We start from the raw sequence: 21,643 nt of genomic DNA, 5'->3' as shown, positions 1-21,643 counted from the left end.
AGATGGCCGCCGGGGCTACGGCGAGACGCCCCGCCAACCTCGGATCAGCAGGACCGCGCCCAGCAGGAACAGGAAACGGGCTCCCGGCCGCCCCTCGGGATGCGAGGTCATCGCGAGCTTGCGGCACGACGATGACGCTCACACGATTGCGTCACCTGTCAAAGAGATGATTTCGATGAACTACCTTGAGAGGTACGAGGATTAGGGGCCGCCACTTCCACGGATCGCCCCTACGGCACCACCTTCACGCCGTCACAACACCCGGCGGATCAGGACTGCCCGTACTGCGCCGGCCCTCGCCCCGTACGGCATACGGCTTCAGCCGGTGCCTTCCACGGGGTATCGGGAGGCCAGAACGATCACGTGGCTGAACGTGCGCGAATCCGTTGCGGGCGGCCGTGGAGCCGTCCGCACGGTGTCGTCATGCCCGTACGGGCCCTTGCTTCTCAGGCATGCAGGGCCTCGCGGAGTGCTCGTACCTGGGTGGCCAGGCCGCGCTCGCCGATCGTGGTGTGGGCGAACATCAGGTCAAAGCCGTGTACGGCACCCGGTACTTGGACGAGTTCGGTGTTGACCCCGGCGGCGCTGAGTCGGGCGGCATAGGCGATGTTCTCGTCGCGCATCGGGTCCACCTCCGCGACCATCACCAGGGCCGGCGGCAGTCCGGTGAGATCAGCGGCGCGGGCCGGGGCGGCGTATCCGTCAGGCGCGCCGTCGGGGCCGTAGTACTCCCAGATGCGTTCGACGGCAAAGCGGGTCAGTACGGGGATGTCGGTGAAATCGCGTGCCGAGGGGGTGTTCAGGCGGTCGTCGAGCCCCGCGTAGATCAGCAGTTGGAAGCGGATGGCGGGTCCGGCGGTGTCTCGGGCGCGCAGCGCGGTCGCCGCGGCCAGCGCCCCGCCGGCGCTGCAGCCGGCCACGGCCAGTCGCTGCGGGTCGGCACCGAGCTCGGCGGCGTGTTCGACGGCCCAGAGCAGGCCGGCGTAGGCGTCCTCGACGGCGGCCGGATAGGGGTGTTCGGGAGCATGTCGGTAGTCCACCGACACCACGACGGCGCCGACGTCCGTGGCATAGCGCAGTGCGCGTGCCTCCTCCGTCTCCGGCCGGCCGTGCACGAAGCCTCCGGAGTGCAGCATCAAAATCAGCGGCTGCAAGCCGGCGTTGGCCGTGCGGTAGACGCGCAGCCTCAACCCCCCTTGGGTGAAGTGGTCTTGGACTGCGACCCGGTCGTCACGCGGGACGTCCACGACGGTACGCAACGCCGGGAACCATTCGGTGGTGGCGAAGATCGAGTCGGGGTCGTGCAGGAAGGGGTCGTCGGTCGCGTCCAGGGTCGCTTGGATCTCGGGATCAATTGCGGGAGTTGTCATGGGTTCAACTGTGGTGACTGGCAGGCCGATCGAGAAGTGGCCCGTGGGGCGCGTTATGCAACAATCGGGCCATGGTCGAAATTCGCACCGCACACCGGGTCGTCGTGCTCGCCGTACCGCCGGTGGTCCCGTTCGATCTGAGCATCCCGGCGCAGATCCTCTCCGGCGTCGAGGTGGTCACCGGCGTATCGGCGTACGACCTGCGGACCGTGACCCCCGACGGCCGGATCGCGCCGACGACGGCCGGGTACGGAATCGCGCCGCAGGGGGACCTCGAAGAGCTGGTGGCGGCGGACACCGTGGTTGTCGCGGGTTCGCACGCACCCGGCCTGCGCGATGCGGGCCGGCTTGAGCCGCGCACGGCCGCGGCGCTGCGCGACGCTGCGCAGCGGGCCCGCATCGTGTCGTTGTGCACCGGGTCATTCGTCCTCGCGGCCGCCGGGCTCCTGGAGGGGCGGCGGGCCACGACACACTGGGCCTATGCCGACCTGTTCCGGCAACGCTTTCCCCGGGTGAACCTCGACGCCGGCGCGCTCTTCGTCGAGGACGCCGGCGTGCTCACCTCGGCCGGTGGCGCGGCCGCGATCGACCTCTGCCTGCACCTGGTCCGCGACGATCACGGCAGCGCCGTGGCGAACCGGGTGGCCCGCCTCAACGTCGTCGCCGCGATGCGCGACGGCGGACAGGCACAGTTCGTCGACCGACCGGTAGCCGAGGACGCCGACACGTCGACGGCGAGGGCCAGGGCCCGGATGCTGGCCCGACTCGACCGGACCCATACGCTGGCCGAGTTGGCCGCCGAGACCCACATGAGCGTGCGGACGTTCACCCGCCGCTTCCGACAGGAAACCGGCCTGTCGCCGGTGGGTTGGCTGAACCAGGCCCGGCTTGACCACGCCCGGCATCTACTGGAAGCAACCGAACTCCCCGTCGACGAGGTGGCCCGCCGAGCCGGCTTCGGCACCGGCACCAACCTCCGCAAACGCATGGCGGCTGCACTTCACACCACCCCCTCCACCTACCGACGCGGATACCGCACCCGAGCCCGCGCCACACCGTCCTCAGAGCAGTAGGGCGGGCATGCCCAGGTGAGCTGATGAGCTGCACTCCCGTTCCCTCAGGGGCAGTTGGGGCGTCGCCCGATCAGGTCCAGCACGTCGTCAGTGGACCGTACGTCGCCGAACGACCGGTAGATCGTGTGCAGCGCGGCGTTGTGTTCCTGGTCGCGTCGGGCCGCGTTCGCGTCGGCGACCATCAGCACGCGCAGGCCCATGGTGGCCGCGTCGCGGGCCGAGGACTCGCAGCAGACGTTCGTGAGGGCGCCCGTGATGAGGACGGTGTCGACAGCGCGCTCGGCCAGCAGTCCCGGTAGCGGCGAACGGCCGGGGAAGAAGGCGCTGTAGGCGGTCTTCTCCACCATCAGGTCATCCGGCCGGGTGTCGAGGGCGTGCCACAGGCGCGAGCGCAGTGGCCCCTCGCCTGCCGTCGCCGCGAACTTCTCACTGACTGCGGGACCGTAGAACTCGCCGCTCGCCCTCCCGAGGGGAGCCTCATTCGCCGGCAGCACCCAGGCGATCAGGGCTCCCGCTGTGCGCAGCGCCTCCGCGAGGCGACCGATGTTGGGCACGATGCCCCGGACATACGGATTCGCCTCGGCGAAGAACGGCACCATGTCGACCACGATCAGCGCGGTGCGTACCGGGTCCACGCTCCCGTACGCGTGCCGACTGCCGCGCCGCGCCTCCTGCCGCGCGTACTCCCGGGGGTCGATCCGCCAGTCGTGGATCTTGGAATCGGTCCGCATGCATCCCCTCCATCGGCCGGCCGGTCACCGGGAAACATGCCCTCCCACACCGGCAGTCAGGCCGACCTCGCCGGGCTCGTCGGCGATTGCGGGCCCGGCAACGGCTCCCTCCTTGCCACGTGCCAGGGGTCGCGGTCGGGCGCACTCCCGTGGAGGAGACCGCGGCCGACGGGGCATCGACTCCGTTCGGCTCCGTGGGCGATGATCGGAGTCGACGGCCATCCACCGCGCAACGCACCATGGAGGCAGGCACCGTGAAGCGCATCGGCATCATCGGAGTGGGCGAGATCGGTCGGGCCATCGTGATGGGCCTGCGGCACGGGGGCGACGCAGCACCGGAGATCTTCCTCTCACCCCGGGGCGCCCGCACGGCCGCCGAACTCTCCGAACGTTACGAGGGCGTGCGGGTGTGCGCCGACAACCAGGAGGTGCTGGACCGCTCCGAGCTGGTGATCATCGCCGTCCGCCGCCAGGACCGGCAGGATGCGCTGGCCGGCTTGCGGGTGGGCCACGACAAGATCGTGGTGAACGTGATGGCCGGCGTCGCAAACGACGACCTGCGCCAGACACTCGCCACCGACGCGCCGCTGGTACGGGCCATCCCGCTGCCCGCCATACGCGAGCGCCGCTCCGTCACGGTGGTGCATCCGTCGCACCCGGAAGTGGACGCCCTCTTCGAGGAGTTGGGCGGAGCGCTCCCCGTCGCCGACGAGGCCGCCTTCGACGTCTTCTCCGCGCTGACGGGGACATTGACCACCCATTACACCTACCTCGCCACGCTCACCTCGTGGGCCGCCGACCGGGGCATCGCCGCCGATGATGCCGACCGCTACGTCCGCAGCCTCTTCCAGGGTGTCGGTCGCAGCCTCAGCGACGAGACCCGTTCCCTGTCCCGACTCGCCGCCGACCACGAGACCCCGAACGGAAACAACGAACGCATCCGCACCACCTGGTTCACCCAGGCCAACTCCGAAGCCCTCAAGAAGGCCCTCGACGGCCTCCTCGCCGATCTGCGGTAGCCCCCGGCTCGCGCCTCCGCGCCCGAAGCCACCCGCAAGTCGACGGAAGTGGTTCACCGCCCGTTCAATGCCGGTCGTCGGAGTGCGTGACGCCCTGCCGGCACCATGGTTGCGGTGGGTCGACGAGGACGTCGTTCGACTGACTCCCTCCGGGCAGGAGGCCGATCGACTCGTCTAGTAACGGGTGATCGCGGTGGGTCCGGAGACGGTCCCGATCGCGATGTGTGGCCGCTGGCGGGGGTTGACCCAGGCCAGGATCCGGCGCACGGCGTCCGCGGGTGCGGACACACAACCGGCCGTCGCCGCCCGCCCGTTGACGTGGAGAAAGATGCCCGCACCCCGGTCGCGTACCGGCTTGGTGTAGTTGAAGCCGATGACGAGCGCGTGCGCGTACTGGGTGCGGTAGTCGGCGAGGTGTTCGGACTCGGTGGCGCGGCAGTCGGCGGGCAGCGGCTCCGCCCAGCGGTTGTAGGCGCGCGAACGGCTGTCCTCGCACCACCAGGAGTTCCGGTTCACGCGGCGGTACGGCACGGAGGTCCCGCTCGGCGCGGCCTTGATCCCGAAGCCGTAGGGGAGGTCGTAGAGACCGGTGGGAGTGGTGTCGGTGCTCTGTCTGCGCTTGTCCCCCTCGACGAGGCCCTTCGCCCCGAACCGGGCGGGCGCGCTGCCGGCCACGACCCATGTGCCGCCCCGCCGGTCCCACCAGGTCAACGTCCCCGTCGTGGCATCGGCGCGGGGTGCGAGGGCGGTGATGAGCTGACTGCCGCCGCCGGTGTCGGCGAGCCGGTCCGGCAGCGGCGGACCGCCGCCGTCCGGGGTCAGGACGAGCAGGACAGCAGCGAGAGTGACACCGGCAGGTACGACGGCCACGGCAACCCCCGGAGGGAGAGGGACAGTTGCTCAGAAGGTACCGGGCGGCGGCGGAAAAGCACCGGAGCGTAGGCATCGCAGCGGACTTCTTGGGGCGCGCCAGACTGAGTGGCGAGAAAGAGGTCCGATATCGCAGCCATGAGGCGACACACACCGGGGTATGGCGGCGGCCCGGCGAACTGGGCGCGGGCCACGCGATGGCAGCCGTCCGCCACGACGACGGTCCGACCCGCGGCCCACCGCGGTTGACTCTCCCGCCAAGCCGGGTCCCGCCGATCACCGCCCGAGTCCTCGCACCGATGAGGGTGTTCGTCATGTCGTCGGGAACCGGCACCAGCGGTTGATGCGCAGGCGGGGGCATCCGGGACGTGTTGCTCGGGGCCCTCGTGGTGATCACGCGGTCGTGTTGTGCGGGGTGGGCATGAGGGCGTTCCAAAGCGGGCTGGCCTGGCCGCGGTTGCGGGCGGTGATCTCCTCCAGGTACCAGTCCTGGCCGAGCAGTTGCTTGACCCGCGGGATCGCTTCGCCGTCGGGGCCGCTGTAGTAGTGGACTTTCTTGGTGTCGCCGTCGGTGACCATCCGGTACATGACGTCGACGGTGAGTGCGGGGTCGGACCGGACGAGGTACTGGGTGTTGAAGGCGTTCCAGGAGGCGGTGTAGTCCTCCGGAGCATTCTGGGCCTGGTCGACCTTGCTGAAGATCTTGGTCTCGTGGCTGCCGGGGTGCAGGGCCTTGACCTGGACGCCGAACTCGGCGAGTTCCGCGTGCAGGCCCTCGGTCAGCGAGGCGACGGCGGCCTTGGATGCCTGGTAGACGGAGGTGTAGGGGTAGCCGGCGTCGGCGCTGATCGAGCTGACGTTGACGATCACGCCGGACCGCTGCTTGCGGAAGACCGGGATGAACGCCTTGTTCAGTGCGGTGAGGCCGAAGACGTTGGTCTGGAACTGTCGGTGGACCTGGTCCATCGTGGTGGCTTCGAGCGGGCCGGACTGGAAGTAGCCGGCGTTGTTGATCAGGGCGTCCAGGCGGCCGAACCGGGACAGCGCGCGTTCGCCGAACGCGAGGTCGGCCTCCTCGTCGTCGACGTCCAGCAGGAGCGTGCTGACGTTGTCCAGGTCGGCGTGCGCGCCCAGGTCCGCGTCCTTGCGGACGGTGGCGACGACGTTCCAACCCGCCGCGGCGAAGTGGCGCACGGCCAGGTACCCGAATCCGCTGGCGGTGCCGGTGATGACGACGGTCTTCGCTGACATGGGAGAACCCCTTTCGTGAGGTGAGCAGCCCCCATGACTTAGTGAAACACTGGTGCGTTAATTGGGCAAGTGCAACGCAACGGTGTTGCGTTAAGCTGTTCCCATGTCGACCCCGTTCCAGCGCGCCCGCCGACCAGAGCACAAGGAGCAGCGTCGGCACGACATCCTGGAAGCGGCGGCGACTCTGGCCCGGCGGGACGGGGTCCGCCCGGTCACCCTCACCGACATCGCCGCCGAGGCGGGGGTCCACAAGTCGGCCGTCCTGCGCTACTTCGAGTCCCGCGAGGCGGTCTTCCTCCAACTGACCGCCGAGGGCTGGCAGGACTGGGCCGCCACGGTCGGCGAGGTCCTCATCGAGCCCGCGCCATCCGGGGACGTCGCTGCCGCACTCGCCGGCACCCTCGCCGCGCGGCCCCTGTTCTGCGACCTGCTCGCCCACGCACAGCTCAACCTCGAACGCGGCGTGACCCGGCAGCAGGTCCGCGACTTCAAGCTCACCACCCTCGAAGCGGTCGACCGCCTCGCCCGCGCCCTGACCGTCGCCCTGCCCGAACTGGGCAGGGAGCGGGCGGTCGATGTCGTCGCGGGCACGACGGCGATGGCGGCAGCCCAGTGGCAGACCTCCAACCCTCCGGAGAACCTCGCCCTCCTCTATGCCGAGGACCCGGAATTCGCGCACGTGGCAACCGACTTCTCCCCCCGCCTCACACGGCTGGTGGCCCTGCTCCTGTCCGGTGCCGCCTCGGATCGCCAGGCGTAAGCGGGCGCCAAGCGGACGCCGTCGGCCGGCAGGACGGGCGGCCGGACAGCGCGGAGCACCCGCCCCCCTGAACGGGGCGACCCATTCCCCCCGGCACCCCAACGGCCAGCAGTCCCCCGTCCGTTGAGCCCTTACCTACTCCACCGCGTACCACAGTCGGTACTCAGCCCCATCCGCCCTGAAGCGCAGACTGCGCTCACCAGGCGTATCCGTAATCCACTGCTCCCCGACCTCGCCGTGCCCACCCGAGGCGCCGGCCTCCCCGAGTGAGACGCCGATCCTCCCCGTGAAGTCGCAGTCGTACTTGACGGTGAACATCCGGTCTCCCAGCACCGTTCCGTTCCACACGGTGCCGCGATCCTGGACAACCAGCCTCGGCTCATCGGAGCCGCTCCAGCCCTCAGTGGTGACGCACTTGAGCTTCTCCAAATACAGCTTGGCCATACCGTTCCCCTGCGAAGGATCCTTCTCGACACTTCACATCCTGCCGAGCCCCAATAAACGATCACTAAACGGTTGGCGTGGTGACCGTGGCCAGGACGACGTTCGCGGCCGGGGTGCGCTGAGCACCGCCGGCGTGGCGAGGAGCGCCCCTTCGCCCTGACTTGGCCGCGGGCCCCGCGGATGCGGGCAGCGGGATCGGGTCTGCGCCGGGAACCTGCCGTCAGCACAAGGCGCTGGCCGCTTGCACTTCGGTGAGTGTCCGCCGCGCGAGTTCCGCGAAGTCGTCGCGGTTGGTCGTGTCCCTCCAGCGCTCGTAGGCGATCTTCCAGGCGAGCGAGCCCAGTTCGGCGGCCACGCGAGCGGTCACGTCGGGAACGCCGCGGCGCTTGAGCGCGTCGATCATCGATGCGATGAGGCCGAGTTCCTTCAGCGCCTCGCGTTCACGCAGTTCCGGGTTGGCGGCGATCACTGCCGACCTCCGGGCGCTGAATTCCCGGCGATCGGAGGTGAAGGCTTCCCTGCCGATCGCGTCCAGCGCATGCGCTACTGCTTCGAGGGGGCTGGCCCCGGCTGGTGCCGCGCCAATCCCGTCGACGAGTAGTCCGGTCATCGCGCCCCCGCCGAAGAGCACTTCTCGCTTGTCCGGGAAGTGCCGGAAGAAGGTGCTCTTCGTCAGTCCGGCGCGCTCCGTGATCTCGACGACCGTCGTGTTCTCGTAGCCACGTTCCTCGAACAACTCAAGGGCGGCGACGAGCAGTCGCTCGGATGCGTGGGGTTGCCATCGGGCCATGGAGTCAGCTTACGGGACTTGGTACCGTCACTCAGGTGCAGTGATGGGACCAAGTCCCGTCACTCCGTCTACATCACGCTTCTTCCACAGACAGGAGATGTTCGACATGGGCAGGTACGAGGGCAAGAAGGTCGTCATCACAGGAGGCAGCAGCGGCTTGGGCCTGGCCACTGCCCGGGCACTCGCGGACGAAGGTGCGCGCGTGCTGATCACCGGGCGCGACCAGGACAAGCTGCGTGCCGCCCGTGACCAACTCGGCGAGAACGCGATCGCGGTCCGCAGCGACGCGGCGTCGCTGCCTCACATCGATGCGCTGGCTGACCGGGTAAAGGCCGAATTCGGCACGGTCGACGCCCTGTTCGCCAATGCCGGTGTCACCGGCTCCGCACCGTTCGATGCAACGAGTGAGGAGCTGTACGACCAACTGCTGACCATCAACGCCAAGGGGCCTTACTTCACCGTGCAGAAACTCGCTCCGCTGCTGGCGGAGGGCAGCGGAGTGGTGCTCACGACCTCGGCCGTCAACGTGCTGGGCCTGCCGATGCTCAGCGCGTACGCGGCGAGCAAGGCGGCACTACGCTCGATGACCCGCAGCCTGGCCCGCGAACTTCTCCCGCGAAAGATCCGTGTCAACGCGGTCAGCCCCGGTCCGATCGACACCGGGATCGCCGACGAGTCAATGCCACCGCAGTCAGCCGAGGAAACGGAGGCGCTTGTCGCGCAGATCCCCATGCTGCGACTGGGAGCGCCGTCCGAAGTGACCAGGGCAGCGCTTTTTCTCGCGTTCGACGCCACCTACACCACCGGCACCGAACTCGCCGTGGACGGCGGTGGCACTCAGCTCTGACGCCCAACACCCGTGGCTGAGCGCGTAGTCGACACACCCCTGCGCCCTCCCGGCAGAGCGCCCGGATGACAGCGGCCTCGGCCTTCCGTCCTGTCGCGGAGGGAGGGCCGAAAGGCCGGAGTGCGCCGCGAAGACCCCTTCTTCGCGGCGCACTTGACCCCGTATCAGCCGGGGTGCTTCACAACAACGGGGCCTACGGCGCCGCCGGGCTGTCAACGTGGCGCGCGCGCAGCGCCTTCTTGTCCACCTTGCCGACCTTGGTCGTCGGGAGCTGCTCCAGCAGCACCGTCTTCCGGGGCGTGTACAGCTCTCCCAACTCGGCGGTCACCGCCGCGGCGACCGCCTCCGGGTCGACGTCGACGCCCTCGGCCGTGGCCAGGAAGATCTGTACGGCCTCCCCGTACTCCTCGTCCGGCACGCCCAGCGCCGCCGCGTTGCGCACGCCGGGCAGCGTGAGCAGGAAGTCCTCCAGGACCCGGGAGTAGACGTTGTCGCTGGTGCTGCCGGTGACGATGATGTCCTTGGCCCGGTCGACGAGGTAGAGGTACCCCTCGGCGTCCAGGTACCCCATGTCGCCCGTGCGCAGCCAGCCGTCCTGCAGCGCCGCCGCGGTCCGCTCCGGGTCCTCGAAGTAGCCGAGCATCACCGGCTCGCCGTGGACGCACACCTCGCCGACCTGCCTGGCGGGCAGCGCCTCCGTGCTGTCCTCGGCGCGGATCTCGATCTTGACGTCGGAGATCGCGCGACCACAGCTACGCCAGAGCTCGGGGCGCCGGGCTCCCTCCGAGGCGAGGTCCTCCGCACCGAACGCGGTGATTCCGAGCGACTCCGACTGTCCGTAGCCCTGGCTGACCACGGGCCCGAACACCTCAACTGCCTGCTGCAGTCGGCTGGGTGACGTGGCAGCGCCGCCGACGACGATCCGCCGCAGCGCGGGCAGGACACCCGGCTTGCACTCCGGGTGGTCGAGGACCGCGTACAGCATGGGCGGTACGAACATGGTGGCGGTGATGCGCTCCTCGCGCAGTACCGTCAACGCCGCGTCCGCCTCGAACTCGGGCAGCACGACGAGGGCGGAGCCCGTCACCAGGGCCTGGAGCGAGGTGAGGTGGCCGCTGCCGTGCGTGAGCAGCGTGGAAGCGAGCACCCTGTCCGTGCCCTGGTCCATGTTCGGGAAGAACGTGGAGCCGGACTCCTGTTGGGCGTCGTCCACCAGGTCCACCAGCATGTTGTAGAGCCGGTGGCTGTGCGAGGCGAGCTTGGGGCGGCCCAGGGTTCCGCCGGTGTAGAGGACGGTGACGGCTTCGTCCGCCCCCGGGGCGGGCACGCCCTCGGGGCGCACGTCCGGGCACCCGGCCGCGAGGGCCAGCAGGTCCGTGCACTCCTGCTCGCAGGGCCCGAGGCTGAGCAGTTCGGGGGCGTGGATGCTGCGGCCGGCCGCGTCGGCGGCCCGTTCCGCGAAGAGCGGGTCGGTGACCACGGCGCGCGCCCGGGACTGCTCGACGAGCGCAGCGAGCTCGCCGGGCCCCGGCTCGGGCGGCAGGAACACGACGCGAGCGCCGATGAGATGGACGGCGAGCTGCACCAGGACGGAGTCCACGCGGTTGGCCAGGAACAGTCCCACTCCGTCGCCGGGGGCGAGCCCCTGCCCGCGCAGCGCATGCCCCAACCTGAACAGCCGACGCCGAGCTTCCCCCCTGGTCAGCCGCTGTGCCCCCTGGACGAGCGCCTCGGCGTCCTCGTCCTTGTACCAGTGATCCAGAATGCGGTCCACGTAGGTCCGCGACTCGGATGTCTCCTGTGCATTAACAATCACTAATACATCCAAACATGCCACTCAGAGGCCGCGGCCGCGCGGGGGCCGCCCCTTCGGTCTTCGGCCGGCGGAGTACCATGCCCCGCCTTGCTGGAGGATCGACATCCGTGGGCCAACTGAGCTCTGGAGAGGGCGCACTGAATGCCCGTCAGCACGGCAAGGAACCGCTCGCCGCGGTGTGGTTCCAGCGGGCGGGCCCTTGCACGGATACCGACGGGTCGACGCCCAGGTCGAAACGTCGCACGCGGTTGCTTTCGCCTCGAATTCCACAAAGGCTCCGGGTATGGCCGTGTTGTTCCTGATCGTCGGCCTGCCAGGGGCTGGAAGGCCCACGAGGGCTCGGTGGTTGGCCGGGAGCACCGCGCAGCGGAACCCGAAGGCCGTCAGATCGCCAGCCCGCCTTCCGGGTGGCCGGGATGGTACGAGTGGGCGGCCGATCGACGGCCCTCGCTGGTGTGACCTTCCACCGCCCCACCTCGGGTTGACCCGACTCCGGCCGGGCGGGGGGGTGGGAGTCGTGGACAGGCAGCCGATGCGATCAGTGGGCCGTCTCCCATCCGCCTGGGAATCGGGCCTGTTGGTGTAGTCAACGCGCCAAGGTGACGGGCGTCTTGTCTCGGATCGGCACGGTGCGCCGCACCTGGCCGTGGACTGCTAGGTTGCGCCCAGGCGAACGCGCGTACGGAGGTTGTGTGGTGATCGGGCTCGAAGCAATAGCGGGGATCGCGGTGGTGGAACTCGGCATGGTGTTGATCCCGGGGCCGAACATGATCTACCTGGTCTCCCGCTCGATCGCCCAAGGCCGCCGGGCGGGGCTGACCTCGCTGGCCGGGGTCTTCCTCGGCTTCCTGGTCTACCTCATCGCGGTGTCCGCCGGTATCGCCACCGTCTTCGCGTTGGTGCCGGAAATTTACCTGGCGATCAAGCTGGGCGGCGCGGGCTATCTGCTCTGGCTGGCCTGGAAGGCCGTCCGACCGAGCGGCCGATCCTCCGTCGCGACCCAGGAGTTGACGCAGGACGGGCCCCGCAAGCTCTTCCTGATGGGCTTCCTCACCTGCGTACTCAATCCCAAGGTGGCCGTCCTCTACATCTCACTGCTGCCGCAGTTCGTCGACCCGGCACGCGGTCATGTCGGCCTGCAGGGACTGCTGTTGGGGCTGACCCAGATCGCGGTGGGGGTCGCAGGCAACGCGTTCTTCATCGTGACGGCCGGCTCCGTCGCCGGGTTCTTCGCCCGACACCCGCTCTGGCAGCGCCTGCACCGCTATGCGATGGGCACCGCGCTGGCGGGCTTCGCGGTCAAGATCGCCACCGAACGAACGGGATCGGTGGTTGCCCTGCGCTGACGGCTGCGCCTCAGCTCACGTCCATCGGCAGGGCAGGGTCGGTTGGTCCGGCCCCCACACGGGGGCGGCGCCAGAACATCGCATAGCCGTTGGGCGCCTCCTCGAATCGGGCGCCGTCGAAGACCGTGCCGTGGACGCGCCTGAACGCCTCCCGTGTCAGGAAGCGGTCACCGGCCCGGTGCGCCAGCCACGCACCGGTCCGCAGCCGGAACACGGTCCAGGCCCTGGCGGTGTTGTGCGGGCTGCGGGCCACCCCCGCGAGCAGGCGCCGCACCTCTTTCGCATACAGCCGGGGGCGTGCGGGCGGTCGACCCTCGCAGAGGCCGTCGTGGAGCAGCGCAAGGCCGCCCGGCGCGACCAGGTCTCGAATGCGGGTGAGCGTGGTGGGGAGGTCGTCAACGTGGTGCAGCGTCGACACGCTCAGGACGAGGTCGTAGGCCGGGGATTCCGGCAGTGTGCCGAGGTCGCCGACGAGGTAGCGGATGTTGTGGCGGGGCCGGGAGGCGGCGGCGATCCGGACCATGGCAGGGGAGATGTCGAGTGCGTCAACCTGTGCGAAGCGCTCCGCGAGCAGTACGGCGTGGCGTCCCGTCCCGCACCCGAGGTCCAGAGCCCGTCCGCCGTGTGCGGGCAGGTGCTGGGCCAGCCAGTCACCGACAGGGTCCCCGGTCAGATCGTGCAGAAGCTCGAACTCTTCGGCGAATTCGTCAAAGGACCTGGCCCGAGGCTCCACGGCCCAACCTCCTTGTTTGGAGCGCTTGTTGGTGGATCCCGTGCGGGGGAACCCGGCGCCGAAGGCGTGCTGCCCTGGGGGCGCGCTGCGTACCGTGGCATGCAGACGGGCACCGCAACAAGGGGGCCGCACTGCGCATCCGGACAGCGAGCCTGGACGGCGGTGACGCGGCCGTGGTGCGGTCGGTAGCCGGGCAGGTCGCCCCAGCCCCCTGCTCCCCTGCTCTCCGTCGAAGGGGCGCATGGAGTCGTTGGAGGGGCCGGCCTCATGACCGGGTTCGGTCCGGGCGCACCAGTGCACCCGGGCGGTGAACGGCGTGTACCACCAGTCCAGTTCGGGCGGAGCCAGGCTCATGCTCTCGACGGTGATGGTGGCCGCATCGAGCCCGGTGCCGTCTCACGATTCGCCGGACACGGCGAGCGGCTGCCAGCCGCCCTCGCGCAGCAGGCCGGCCACTTGGCGGGCGGAGGCCACGCAGGTGGCGATCTTTCCGCCGAACAGTGCGACGGTGCGGTCGTCGAGGCGTCGCACCAGCGTCGGGCGGTCGTCGGTGGTCTCCACGTGGGGCAGGACAGCCCGTACCGTGAAGTACGAGCCCAGGTGGCCCGCTTCGGCGAAGCCGGTCACGTAGCGGCGGGCGAAGCGTTGGAAGTCGGGAAAGCGGGTCACCTGGGGCCGGCGGACCAGTCCCGCGTTCACGTACTGCATGAGCGGGCCGGGTATGAGCGGGTACGGTCCGACCGTCGTCGCGTGGATGGCGTGGTCGACGTTGCCCAGCAGGAAGCGGCGGGTGCCGGCGACCTGGTCCAGGCACATGAAGGGGCCGTCCATGATGACCAGGCTGTGGCCGAGGTACATGGGCGGGAGCGCGACCAGTGGCTTCTCGCAGACCTCGAACTGGTACTCCGGCAGGGCGGAAACGGGCCCGGGGTGCAGGGCGTTGATCGAGGAGTAGGTGGCCAGCACCACCTGGTCGAACTCCCGCAGCGTGCGCCGGTCCGCCCGGGTCCGCAACCGTACCTCGACGCCCGCGGCGGCCAGTCTGGCCGAGCACAGTCGGCGCAGTTCGTTGATGTCGATGTGGGCCTCCGCGATGCGCACCGACAGTTCGACCGAGCGCCTGCGGAGGAACGGCGGGTACTCCTCGCGGTACGGCAGGCCGACGCGGTCGCAGAAGGCGAGGTAGCGCTCCGCCGTCACCAGGCTGTTCCGCTTGGCGATGGCCACGTAGTGTGCGGACCTGTTGTGGATGGCGGCACCGTACTCGGTCTTGAAGGCGCCGAACGCCCGCATCACCGCGGCGACGGTGTCCATCCCCCGTGGGTAGTGGTAACCGCGGTGCAGCCGGCGCTGGTTGGCGCTGCTCGCCGCCGACAACAACGTGTGGGACTGCTCGAAGAGCACCACGGAATATCCCGTGCGGGCCAACTCCACCGCCGTGGTCGCACCGAATATCCCGCCGCCCACCACCGCGATGCGTTCTGCCTGCACCATGCTCCTCCGAATCCTTCGTGAAGCGGTCTGCGCGGCAACAGGGGGTATTTCTGCCCGGGAGCGTTCCCCGGAAACGATGTCCGCCGTTTTTCCGGGGAATCGGCGCGGGCGGGCCGACGAGGACGGGGCGGTGGCCGACTCCGGAGGAGTAGACTACAGAGAGTCAATTGACGCAAGGGCTTTGCAGGGAAGCGGAATTCGCTGCGGAGTGAGTCGACGACACCGTCGAGGAAGGTTTCCGTATGTCCCAGCCGGTGCAGATCGTCGAGTACGACCCTCAGTGGCCGGTGATTTTCGGACGGTTGGCCGTCGTCATTCGCGAGGGGCTGGGTCCGCTGGTCCTGCATATCGAGCATGTCGGGAGCACGGCGGTTCCCGGTCTGCCGGCCAAACCCGTCGTGGACATGGACGCGGTCATCCCCGCGGGGGCGGATCCGGCCGAGGCCATCGCGGCCTTGCGGCCCTTGGGGTATGTGCATGAGGGGGACTTGGGCATTCCCGGCCGGGAGGCTTTTGCCGCACCGGAGGGGGCGCCGGCGCACCACTTGTACGTGTGTGCCGCCGACAGCCCGGAGCTCGCCCGGCATCTGGCGTTCCGCGACTTCCTGCGCGCGCGTCCGGAAAGCGCGCGGCGCTATGGCGAGCTCAAGCGGGAGTTGGCGTCCCGGCACCGCGACGACCGGTCCGCGTACACCGTGGGCAAGTCGGCGTTCATTGAGGACGCCCTCGCCCAAGTGCGGGCGGAGGCCCGCCGATCGGCCGGTCAGGGCTGACGGCGCCGCCCCGGGGGTGCCCTCCGGGTCGCTCTTGAACCCCGGCGAACACTCGCCGGGCCGCACGCAAGCGGTCCGCCGATCCGCGGTTCGCCGATGGCTGAAAGTCGCTTGTGCTGATCCACTGGCAGCGCCTACGTTGACTCAAACCACACCCGTGTAACGCTCAATGGCCAGTACATGGGTTCGGTGAAGGAGCACCAGAGGCAGACCTCCACCGAGGGGAGTTGCGGGTGGCCCTGGTTGGCGTGAGTTGTCTCGCACACGATGCGGGTCTGGCCGTCCTCAGGGGCGGTCGGATCGTCTTCGCGTCGCACAGTGAGAGGTACAGCCGGAAGAAGAACGACCCTTTACTGAACGGCGCGCTCCTGGACGACGCCCTGCGGTATGCCGACGATATCGAGGGCATCGTCTACTACGAACACCCTTTACTGAAACGGCTGCGCCAGGCGCGGGCGGGAAACTGGTCCGCGGCCTTGGCGATGGGCCCCAAGCGCTATATCGAGCGGTTTCCTGCGTTACGCGGGAAGCCCGTGCATTTCGTCTCCCACCATAAGTCGCATGCCGCTGGCGCCTATTTCACCTCGCCGTTCACCGACGCCGCGGTGGTCGTCGTCGATGCCATCGGGGAATGGGACACCCTGACCGTCTGGCACGCCCGGAACCGCCGTCTGAGGAAAGTGCACTCCGTCCGCTATCCGCACAGCCTGGGACTGTTCTACTCGGCCGTCACCCAGCGCGCCGGACTCAAGCCGAACGAGGAGGAGTACATCCTCATGGGGATGGCGGGCTACGGAACTCCCCGCCATCGTGCGCTCCTCGAAACCGAGCTGCTCGCCGATGGGAAACCGCCGCACTTCGCGCTGCGGCAGAGCCTGCACCGGGGCCTCGGTCCGCGCTGGCACCCCGAACTCACCCACGCACCGGACCTGGCGAGCAGCGCCCAGGCCGTACTGGAGGACTTCCTCACCGGTCTGTTCCGCTGGGTGGCCCGGACCGTTCCGTCGCCCAACCTCGTCTACACGGGCGGTGTCGCCCTGAACTGCCTCTTCAACGGACGGCTCGCGGCCATGGGGTTGTTCGACGACATCTGGATCCCGCCCAATCCCGGGGACGCCGGCTCAGCACTGGGAGCGCTGGCCGCCCACACCCGTCAGTTCCTCCCGTGGGAGGGGCCCTACCTCGGGCACGACATCCGGCGCCGGACCGAACCGGCCCAGGTCGTCGATGCCCTGCTGAGCGGATCGGTCGTCGGGCTGGCCAACGGGCGTGCGGAGTACGGCCCGAGAGCCCTGGGCAACCGCAGCCTGCTCGCGGACCCGCGGGACCCGGCCACCAAGGACCGGGTCAATGCGATCAAAAAACGGCAACGCTACCGGCCGTTCGCCCCCGTGATCCTGGCCGAGTACGCCGACAAGCTCTTCGAGATGCCCGTGGACGAGGCCCCGTACATGCAGTACGTGGTGGCGTGCCGGGACCCCGACGCCTACCCGGCGGTGTGCCACGTGGACGGGACCAGCCGGGTCCAGACCCTGCGCCGCGATCAGAACCCCCTGCTCCACGAGGTGATTTCGCGCTTCCACGAGCGCACCGGCTGCCCGATGCTGCTCAATACCAGCCTCAACATCCGCGGCCAGCCTCTGGTCAACACCTGGCAGGACGCCCAGGACTTCGCCAGGCAGTACCAGGTTCCGGTTTTCTGACGCGTGCGGGAGGGCGGTGGGACGGTGTACGTCTATGCCAATGGCTGCTCCATGACCTACGGATCGGAACTCGCCGACCACCCGGTCACGAAGGTGTGCCGGGACCACGGCTACCGCTGGCGCTACAGCTGGCCGGGGCGGCTGCACGCCCTGCTCGATGCCGACGGCAGCTACAACGACGCGATGCCCAGCGGGTCCAACGACCGTATCGTGCGCACGTCGATCGACTTCGTCGCACGCTGGCTGAAAGCGGGGCTGCCACCGCGGGCGCTGCTCGTCGTCGTGGGGTGGACGCACCCCGCCCGGCGCGAGTTCCACGTCGCGGGCGACTACCGGCAGATCGTGCCCCACCACGCCTACGACATCAGGGCGTTGGACCGGCTCGTGTCGGCGTACCGGAAGACGGCGGTCTGCCCGGACGAGGCTGAACAGCGCTACGCCACTCAAGTCGCCTCGCTGCATGCCTTCTTGGAGCAACGCGGCATCGCGCACGTGTTCTTCAACGGCATCGTCGCCCCCGAGACCCCCCGGCACCTGCGCGGTACGTGCGTCCAAGAAGCCCTCACGGGCGCGCCCTTCGTCCCTCACGAACCGGCCGAACCGACCATGGCCGCATTCCTGCGTCGGCGGCCGAACACGGTCAACATCCAGCACCCCAACGAGACCGGCCATCGACTCTGGGCGATGTCGCTGGCCGCTCATCTCGACCCCGACGGGTTCGAGAGCGTCGACCCCGCACGGCTCACCGACGCCGGCCTGCCCGTGCTGGGAGGGGCCCAGGCCCTCAGACGCCACGACAGGAAGGGCACCGAGCGGATCGGGAGATTCGTGCGATCCCGTCGCACCCGCTCGCGCGCCCGGCACTCCGACCGGTCCGACCCCTACATCTACCCCTGATCCCGGGCAGAGCACGCGACCGGAGGAGCCACCCTTGACGCCACCCGACCCGCCCCCCAGCACCCGGGTCCCCTTCAACGACCTGGGACGGACCGCCCTCACCGACACCCTGCGCGCCGCCGTCGAAGAGGTCGTCACCGCAGGGGACTTCATCCACGGCCGCGCCGTCGACGCCTTCGAGCGGCAGTTCGCGGCCCACAACGGCGCCGCCCACTGCGTCGGCACGTCCTCGGGCACCAGCGCTCTCCAGTGCGCCCTGGCCGCCGTCGGCTGCGGCCCCGGGGACGAGGTCGTGACCGTCTCGGCCACCTTCGTCGCCACGGCGGCCGCGATCGTGCACACCGGTGCCTCACCGGTGTTCGCGGACATCGACCCGGCTACCCGGACCATCCGGCCGGACCAGGTGAGAGCGGCGATCTCGGCACGGACCCGGGCCATCGTCCCCGTCCACCTCTACGGCCACCCGGCCGACCCGTCGGAACTGGCCGCGATCGGCGCCGAGTACGGCATCCCGGTCATCGCCGACGCCTCCCACGCGCACGGGGCCACCTGGGCGGGCAGGCCGGCTGCGCAGTACGCGGACGTGAGCTGTTTCAGCTTCTACCCGTCCAAGAACCTCGGCGCCATCGGCGACGCGGGAGCGCTGGTCACCGACGACGGGGACATCGCCCGGCGCGCCCGGGCCCTGCGCGACCACGGCCGTCAGGACGGCGAGGTGGTGACCGTCGGCCACAACTGGCGGATGGACACCCTCCAGGCCGCCGTGCTCGGGGCCAAACTGCCGCACCTCGACGAGTGGACCGCCTCGCGGCAGCGGACCGCGGACGGCTACCGGCGGCTCCTGGCAGACACCGGCCTCGCGCTTCCGGCAGGATCCGCGGAAGCCGGCCACGCCTACCACCTGTATGTCGTCCGTCACCCCGAACGCGACGCCCTGCGGGCCGAGTTGGCGCGGCACGGCATCGACACACGCGTCCACTACCCGCGGGCGGTGCACGACCTGACGCCGTTTCATGCCTTCCGGACCGCGCCGGAGGGGCTGTCGGAGACCGAGGCACTGGCCCGGCAGTGCCTGTCCCTTCCCCTGTTCCCCGGCCTCACCGACGAGGACATCGACACGGTGGCGCAAGCCGTGCGGGCGGCCCTGCGGACCGTCGGTGGACGCGCCCTCGCAAGCACCGACCCGACGGAAGGCACCGTGCCAGCCCACCATCACCGACCGACCGCGACAGCGAGGAACTGACGGCCATGCCTGCTCTGCGCGTTCTCGTGATCTGGCCACCCCAGGTCCTCAGCTACTTCAACGCCGGTCACCACAACCTGATCTACAGCGTGGCCAGTTACCTCCGTCGACTGCCGGAAGTCGAGCGGGTGGACACCCTCGACGCCTCCGTCGAATCCCGCACCTGGAAGGAGGTCGGGGACCTCCTCCACCAGGGCGGCTACGACGTGGTGGCGATCACCAACGACCTGGACGGTGTCGACGGGCTGACCCGCTTCCTCACCTATGCCAGGCAACTGGCGCCACAGGCACGGCTGGTGACGTTCGGACGGCTCAGCGGTATGCAGCCGGAGATCTTCACCCGCTTCGACCTGGACGCGATCGTCGGCTCGGGCGACTACGAGCCGGGGGTGGCGGCCTTCGTCCGCGCCGTGGCCGAAGACCGGGCGGCGGCCGGCACCCTGCCCGGGGTCTGGCTCCGCACGGACGGTGACTGGGCCGCGCCGGCCGCGCCCGGCGGCGCGCTGTCCGCGGCGGACTGGGTGATGCCCGAGGTCTCGGAGATCCCGTACCACGCCTACGACTGGCTGTACCGGGACGACCAGAACAAGTTCTGTGGCATCCCGGGCCGTCGGGAGCTGGTGGTCCCGGCCGCCCGGGGATGTCCGGTCGGCTGCGACTACTGCGAGGTTCCCGCGGTCTTCGGCAAACCGGATCGGCGCGCTTCGGTGGAGCACGTGGTGGAGTACATCGAGCGGTCCTTCGCCGAGCTCCCCTTCGAGTACGTCGCCTTCTACGCGCCCACGTTCACCCTCAACCGGGCCTGGACGGTGCGGCTGTGCGAGCAACTGGTGGAACGGGGCGCCCGGTACCCGTGGAAGTGCGCGACCACGGTGCACCACCTCGACGAGGAGTTGGTGGCCCTGATGGGCCGCAGCGGGTGCGTGCGGATCAGCGTGGGCGTGGAGACCCTGGCGGAATCCGGGCACGCCGCCCTGCCGCGGCTGAAACGCAAGAGCGAGGACGCCGTCGAGGCGCTCGCCACCTGGTGCGCGCGCGCCGGCGTCGAGTTGAACTGCTTCGTCATCGTCGGGCTGCCGGGCACCAGCGTCGCCGACGCGGAGGCGGCCGTTGACCGGGTCCGGGCCGTCGGCGGGCGGGTGCGGCCCACCATGTACAGCCCGCACGAACTGCTGCACCCCGGGATGTCCGTGGACGCCCTCTCGCTGCACAACCGGCAGATCCTGCCCGACGGCGTCTTCCCCGATCCGGCCGAGCGACAACGGGCCTACGACATCGTCTTCGGTCGCGAACGCCACCTGACCCGTGTCGGCGAACAGGTCAGGGAGCGGCGCGGCACCGACTCGGCGGCGAGTTCCCGATCATGACGGCGCGCATCCCGGAACGCTCCCTACGGGACTGGTTCCCGACCGCGGCCGGTGTGTGGGACCTCGCTCCCCGCAGCCGGAACCACGTGGCCGGCCAGCTCAATCTCAAGAGCTGTGAGCTGCTGCATCCCGCGGTGGCGCAGTGGCACGCCGACCGACTCGGCGAGCTCTCCTCCGCCACCGCCGTCGAGTACCCCCTGACCGACCCCTACCGCGACGCCGTCGCCGCCCACTTCGGACAGGATCCGGCACGCGTACTGCTCACCCCCGGTTCCGACCACGCCATCCAGCTGGTCTGCGAGGCACTCGCCGCGCCGGCCGGCCGCCTGGTCATCGCCCGCCCACACTTCGACAGTTGGAGCCGGTGCGCCACCCGCTTCGGCTTTCGTCTCGACGGCGTCGACATGCCGCACCGGGCTCCGATGGCCGTCACCTCGCTGATCGACCGGCTGCTGTCCGGGCCGCCGTCGGTACTGGTGATCACCCAGCCCGACAGCATCACCGGCCAGCTCTACACCCGCGCCCAGCTCACCCAGGCGGTAGCGGCGGCCCACCGCCACGGCAGCGTCGTGGTGATCGACACCTGTTACCTGGCCTACGCCGACGACGAGGAGAGCACCCTCCAAGGGCTGCAGACCTGGGACAACGTCCTGCGGATCAACAGCTTCTCCAAGAGTCACGGGCTCGCCGGCGCCCGGCTCGGCGCGGTACTGGCCCAGCCGTCGGTCATCGACTACCTGGCCCGATGGGCGCCCGACGGCATGCTGTCCCACGCGAGTCTGGCACTGCTGGAACACGCCCTGGCCGAACCCGCGGTCTTCCACACCGCGCGCGCCGAAGTGCGGACGGCGAGGGCGGCACTGGCTCGCGGCGTCGAGGAGACCCTCCCGGGCTGGTCGGCCCGTCCCACTCAGGCGAACTTCGTGGCCTTCGACGCCGAACCCGACGACGCCGCACGGGTGTGCGCGGCGCTGCTGGCGGACGGTATCCGGACCAGACTGCTGAACGCGGAGCCCGGATTCTCCGGAGGGCTGCGCATCGCCACGCCGAGCCTCGCCGCCGTCCGGCGGGTGACGGACACCCTCACCAACCTCGCGACCCCGACGGGGAGTTGAG

At 69.8% G+C, this 21,643-nt stretch carries 20 protein-coding genes; 11 read left to right on the top strand and 9 right to left on the bottom strand.

The genetic code is table 11. The annotated features are described in order from the left end of the window. Positions 1-446 precede the first annotated feature (446 nt). Complete coding sequence (locus PV796_RS37500) at positions 447-1,370, bottom strand: alpha/beta hydrolase (protein ID WP_274918218.1); 924 nt, start codon at positions 1,368-1,370, stop codon at positions 447-449. Between the two features lie 71 nt (positions 1,371-1,441). Between PV796_RS37500 and PV796_RS37495 the strand changes: the two genes are divergently transcribed. Continuing rightward, complete coding sequence (locus tag PV796_RS37495) at positions 1,442-2,443, top strand: GlxA family transcriptional regulator (RefSeq protein ID WP_274918217.1); 1,002 nt, start codon at positions 1,442-1,444, stop codon at positions 2,441-2,443. A gap of 44 nt (positions 2,444-2,487) precedes the next feature. On the opposite strand, the gene PV796_RS37490 is transcribed toward PV796_RS37495, so the two are convergent. Then, the gene (locus PV796_RS37490; protein ID WP_274918216.1) at positions 2,488-3,174 is read right to left on the bottom strand and encodes an isochorismatase family cysteine hydrolase; all 687 of its coding nucleotides are present in this window, start codon (positions 3,172-3,174) and stop codon (positions 2,488-2,490) included. A 254-nt stretch (positions 3,175-3,428) separates the two neighbouring features. On the opposite strand from PV796_RS37490, the gene PV796_RS37485 reads away from it, so the two are divergent. Next, complete coding sequence (locus PV796_RS37485) at positions 3,429-4,193, top strand: NAD(P)-binding domain-containing protein (protein WP_274918215.1); 765 nt, start codon at positions 3,429-3,431, stop codon at positions 4,191-4,193. Between the two features lie 174 nt (positions 4,194-4,367). Here PV796_RS37485 and PV796_RS37480 read toward each other — a convergent pair whose 3' ends face one another. Further along, the gene (locus tag PV796_RS37480) at positions 4,368-5,063 is read right to left on the bottom strand and encodes a L,D-transpeptidase family protein (protein WP_446750653.1); all 696 of its coding nucleotides are present in this window, start codon (positions 5,061-5,063) and stop codon (positions 4,368-4,370) included. 393 nt (positions 5,064-5,456) lie between these two features. After that, a complete protein-coding gene (locus PV796_RS37475) occupies positions 5,457-6,314 on the bottom strand; it encodes an SDR family oxidoreductase (protein ID WP_274918214.1) in 858 nt (285 codons plus the stop codon). A 103-nt stretch (positions 6,315-6,417) separates the two neighbouring features. On the opposite strand from PV796_RS37475, the gene PV796_RS37470 reads away from it, so the two are divergent. Further along, entirely contained in the window at positions 6,418-7,074 is a 657-nt protein-coding gene (locus PV796_RS37470; protein ID WP_274918213.1) for a TetR/AcrR family transcriptional regulator, read from the top strand. Between the two features lie 135 nt (positions 7,075-7,209). Here the strand turns inward: PV796_RS37470 and PV796_RS37465 are convergent, their stop codons facing one another. Together PV796_RS37465 and PV796_RS37460 are read right to left on the bottom strand one after the other, a co-directional pair. After that, entirely contained in the window at positions 7,210-7,518 is a 309-nt protein-coding gene (locus tag PV796_RS37465; protein WP_274918212.1) for a hypothetical protein, read from the bottom strand. Between the two features lie 220 nt (positions 7,519-7,738). Continuing rightward, a complete protein-coding gene (locus tag PV796_RS37460) occupies positions 7,739-8,308 on the bottom strand; it encodes a TetR/AcrR family transcriptional regulator (protein WP_274918211.1) in 570 nt (189 codons plus the stop codon). Between the two features lie 106 nt (positions 8,309-8,414). Here PV796_RS37460 and PV796_RS37455 point away from each other — a divergent pair, with 106 nt between their 5' ends. Then, positions 8,415-9,155, top strand: coding sequence for a glucose 1-dehydrogenase (locus PV796_RS37455; RefSeq protein WP_274919372.1), 741 nt, complete (start codon positions 8,415-8,417; stop codon positions 9,153-9,155). A 193-nt stretch (positions 9,156-9,348) separates the two neighbouring features. Here the strand turns inward: PV796_RS37455 and PV796_RS37450 are convergent, their stop codons facing one another. Then, entirely contained in the window at positions 9,349-10,929 is a 1,581-nt protein-coding gene (locus PV796_RS37450) for a class I adenylate-forming enzyme family protein (RefSeq protein WP_274918210.1), read from the bottom strand. 737 nt (positions 10,930-11,666) lie between these two features. Between PV796_RS37450 and PV796_RS37445 the strand changes: the two genes are divergently transcribed. Further along, complete coding sequence (locus PV796_RS37445; protein WP_274918209.1) at positions 11,667-12,317, top strand: LysE family translocator; 651 nt, start codon at positions 11,667-11,669, stop codon at positions 12,315-12,317. Positions 12,318-12,327: 10 nt separating this feature from the next. On the opposite strand, the gene PV796_RS37440 is transcribed toward PV796_RS37445, so the two are convergent. Together PV796_RS37440 and PV796_RS37435 are read right to left on the bottom strand one after the other, a co-directional pair. After that, a complete protein-coding gene (locus PV796_RS37440; RefSeq protein ID WP_274918208.1) occupies positions 12,328-13,050 on the bottom strand; it encodes a class I SAM-dependent methyltransferase in 723 nt (240 codons plus the stop codon). Positions 13,051-13,446: 396 nt separating this feature from the next. Further along, positions 13,447-14,544 carry an FAD-dependent oxidoreductase gene (locus PV796_RS37435; protein WP_274918207.1) on the bottom strand — a complete coding sequence of 366 codons (1,098 nt, stop codon included), beginning with the start codon at positions 14,542-14,544 and terminating at the stop codon, positions 13,447-13,449. 242 nt (positions 14,545-14,786) lie between these two features. Here PV796_RS37435 and PV796_RS37430 point away from each other — a divergent pair, with 242 nt between their 5' ends. The 6 genes from PV796_RS37430 to PV796_RS37405 all read left to right on the top strand — a co-directional run bounded on the left by PV796_RS37430 (position 14,787) and on the right by PV796_RS37405 (position 21,642). Beyond that, a complete protein-coding gene (locus tag PV796_RS37430; protein WP_274918206.1) occupies positions 14,787-15,317 on the top strand; it encodes a GrpB family protein in 531 nt (176 codons plus the stop codon). Between the two features lie 248 nt (positions 15,318-15,565). Next, entirely contained in the window at positions 15,566-17,020 is a 1,455-nt protein-coding gene (locus PV796_RS37425; protein ID WP_274918205.1) for a carbamoyltransferase family protein, read from the top strand. A gap of 51 nt (positions 17,021-17,071) precedes the next feature. Beyond that, on the top strand, positions 17,072-17,917 hold the full coding sequence (locus PV796_RS37420) for a DUF6071 family protein (RefSeq protein WP_274918204.1): 846 nt from the start codon (positions 17,072-17,074) through the stop codon (positions 17,915-17,917). Between the two features lie 34 nt (positions 17,918-17,951). Then, positions 17,952-19,160, top strand: a complete 1,209-nt coding sequence (locus PV796_RS37415; protein WP_274918203.1) for a DegT/DnrJ/EryC1/StrS family aminotransferase — start codon at positions 17,952-17,954, stop codon at positions 19,158-19,160. A 5-nt stretch (positions 19,161-19,165) separates the two neighbouring features. Continuing rightward, on the top strand, positions 19,166-20,527 hold the full coding sequence (locus PV796_RS37410) for a B12-binding domain-containing radical SAM protein (RefSeq protein WP_274918202.1): 1,362 nt from the start codon (positions 19,166-19,168) through the stop codon (positions 20,525-20,527). Beyond that, positions 20,524-21,642, top strand: coding sequence for an aminotransferase class I/II-fold pyridoxal phosphate-dependent enzyme (locus tag PV796_RS37405; protein ID WP_274918201.1), 1,119 nt, complete (start codon positions 20,524-20,526; stop codon positions 21,640-21,642). Before PV796_RS37410 ends, PV796_RS37405 begins: the two co-directional genes overlap by 4 nt. Position 21,643 lies beyond the last annotated feature (1 nt).

Source organism: Streptomyces sp. WZ-12 (assembly GCF_028898845.1).
Taxonomy (GTDB): domain Bacteria; phylum Actinomycetota; class Actinomycetes; order Streptomycetales; family Streptomycetaceae; genus Streptomyces.
Note: the sequence above shows the minus strand (reverse complement) of the source record. Positions and strands in the feature narration are given on the sequence as shown.

Coding starts and splice junctions, on each gene's coding strand:
- PV796_RS37500 (WP_274918218.1), bottom strand. CDS start 1,370: ATGACAACTCCCGCAATTGATCCCGAGATCCAAGCGACCCTGGACGCG.
- PV796_RS37495 (WP_274918217.1), top strand. CDS start 1,442: ATGGTCGAAATTCGCACCGCACACCGGGTCGTCGTGCTCGCCGTACCG.
- PV796_RS37490 (WP_274918216.1), bottom strand. CDS start 3,174: ATGCGGACCGATTCCAAGATCCACGACTGGCGGATCGACCCCCGGGAG.
- PV796_RS37475 (WP_274918214.1), bottom strand. CDS start 6,314: ATGTCAGCGAAGACCGTCGTCATCACCGGCACCGCCAGCGGATTCGGG.
- PV796_RS37470 (WP_274918213.1), top strand. CDS start 6,418: ATGTCGACCCCGTTCCAGCGCGCCCGCCGACCAGAGCACAAGGAGCAG.
- PV796_RS37465 (WP_274918212.1), bottom strand. CDS start 7,518: ATGGCCAAGCTGTATTTGGAGAAGCTCAAGTGCGTCACCACTGAGGGC.
- PV796_RS37460 (WP_274918211.1), bottom strand. CDS start 8,308: ATGGCCCGATGGCAACCCCACGCATCCGAGCGACTGCTCGTCGCCGCC.
- PV796_RS37455 (WP_274919372.1), top strand. CDS start 8,415: ATGGGCAGGTACGAGGGCAAGAAGGTCGTCATCACAGGAGGCAGCAGC.
- PV796_RS37435 (WP_274918207.1), bottom strand. CDS start 14,544: ATGGTGCAGGCAGAACGCATCGCGGTGGTGGGCGGCGGGATATTCGGT.
- PV796_RS37430 (WP_274918206.1), top strand. CDS start 14,787: ATGTCCCAGCCGGTGCAGATCGTCGAGTACGACCCTCAGTGGCCGGTG.
- PV796_RS37420 (WP_274918204.1), top strand. CDS start 17,072: ATGACCTACGGATCGGAACTCGCCGACCACCCGGTCACGAAGGTGTGC.
- PV796_RS37410 (WP_274918202.1), top strand. CDS start 19,166: ATGCCTGCTCTGCGCGTTCTCGTGATCTGGCCACCCCAGGTCCTCAGC.
- PV796_RS37405 (WP_274918201.1), top strand. CDS start 20,524: ATGACGGCGCGCATCCCGGAACGCTCCCTACGGGACTGGTTCCCGACC.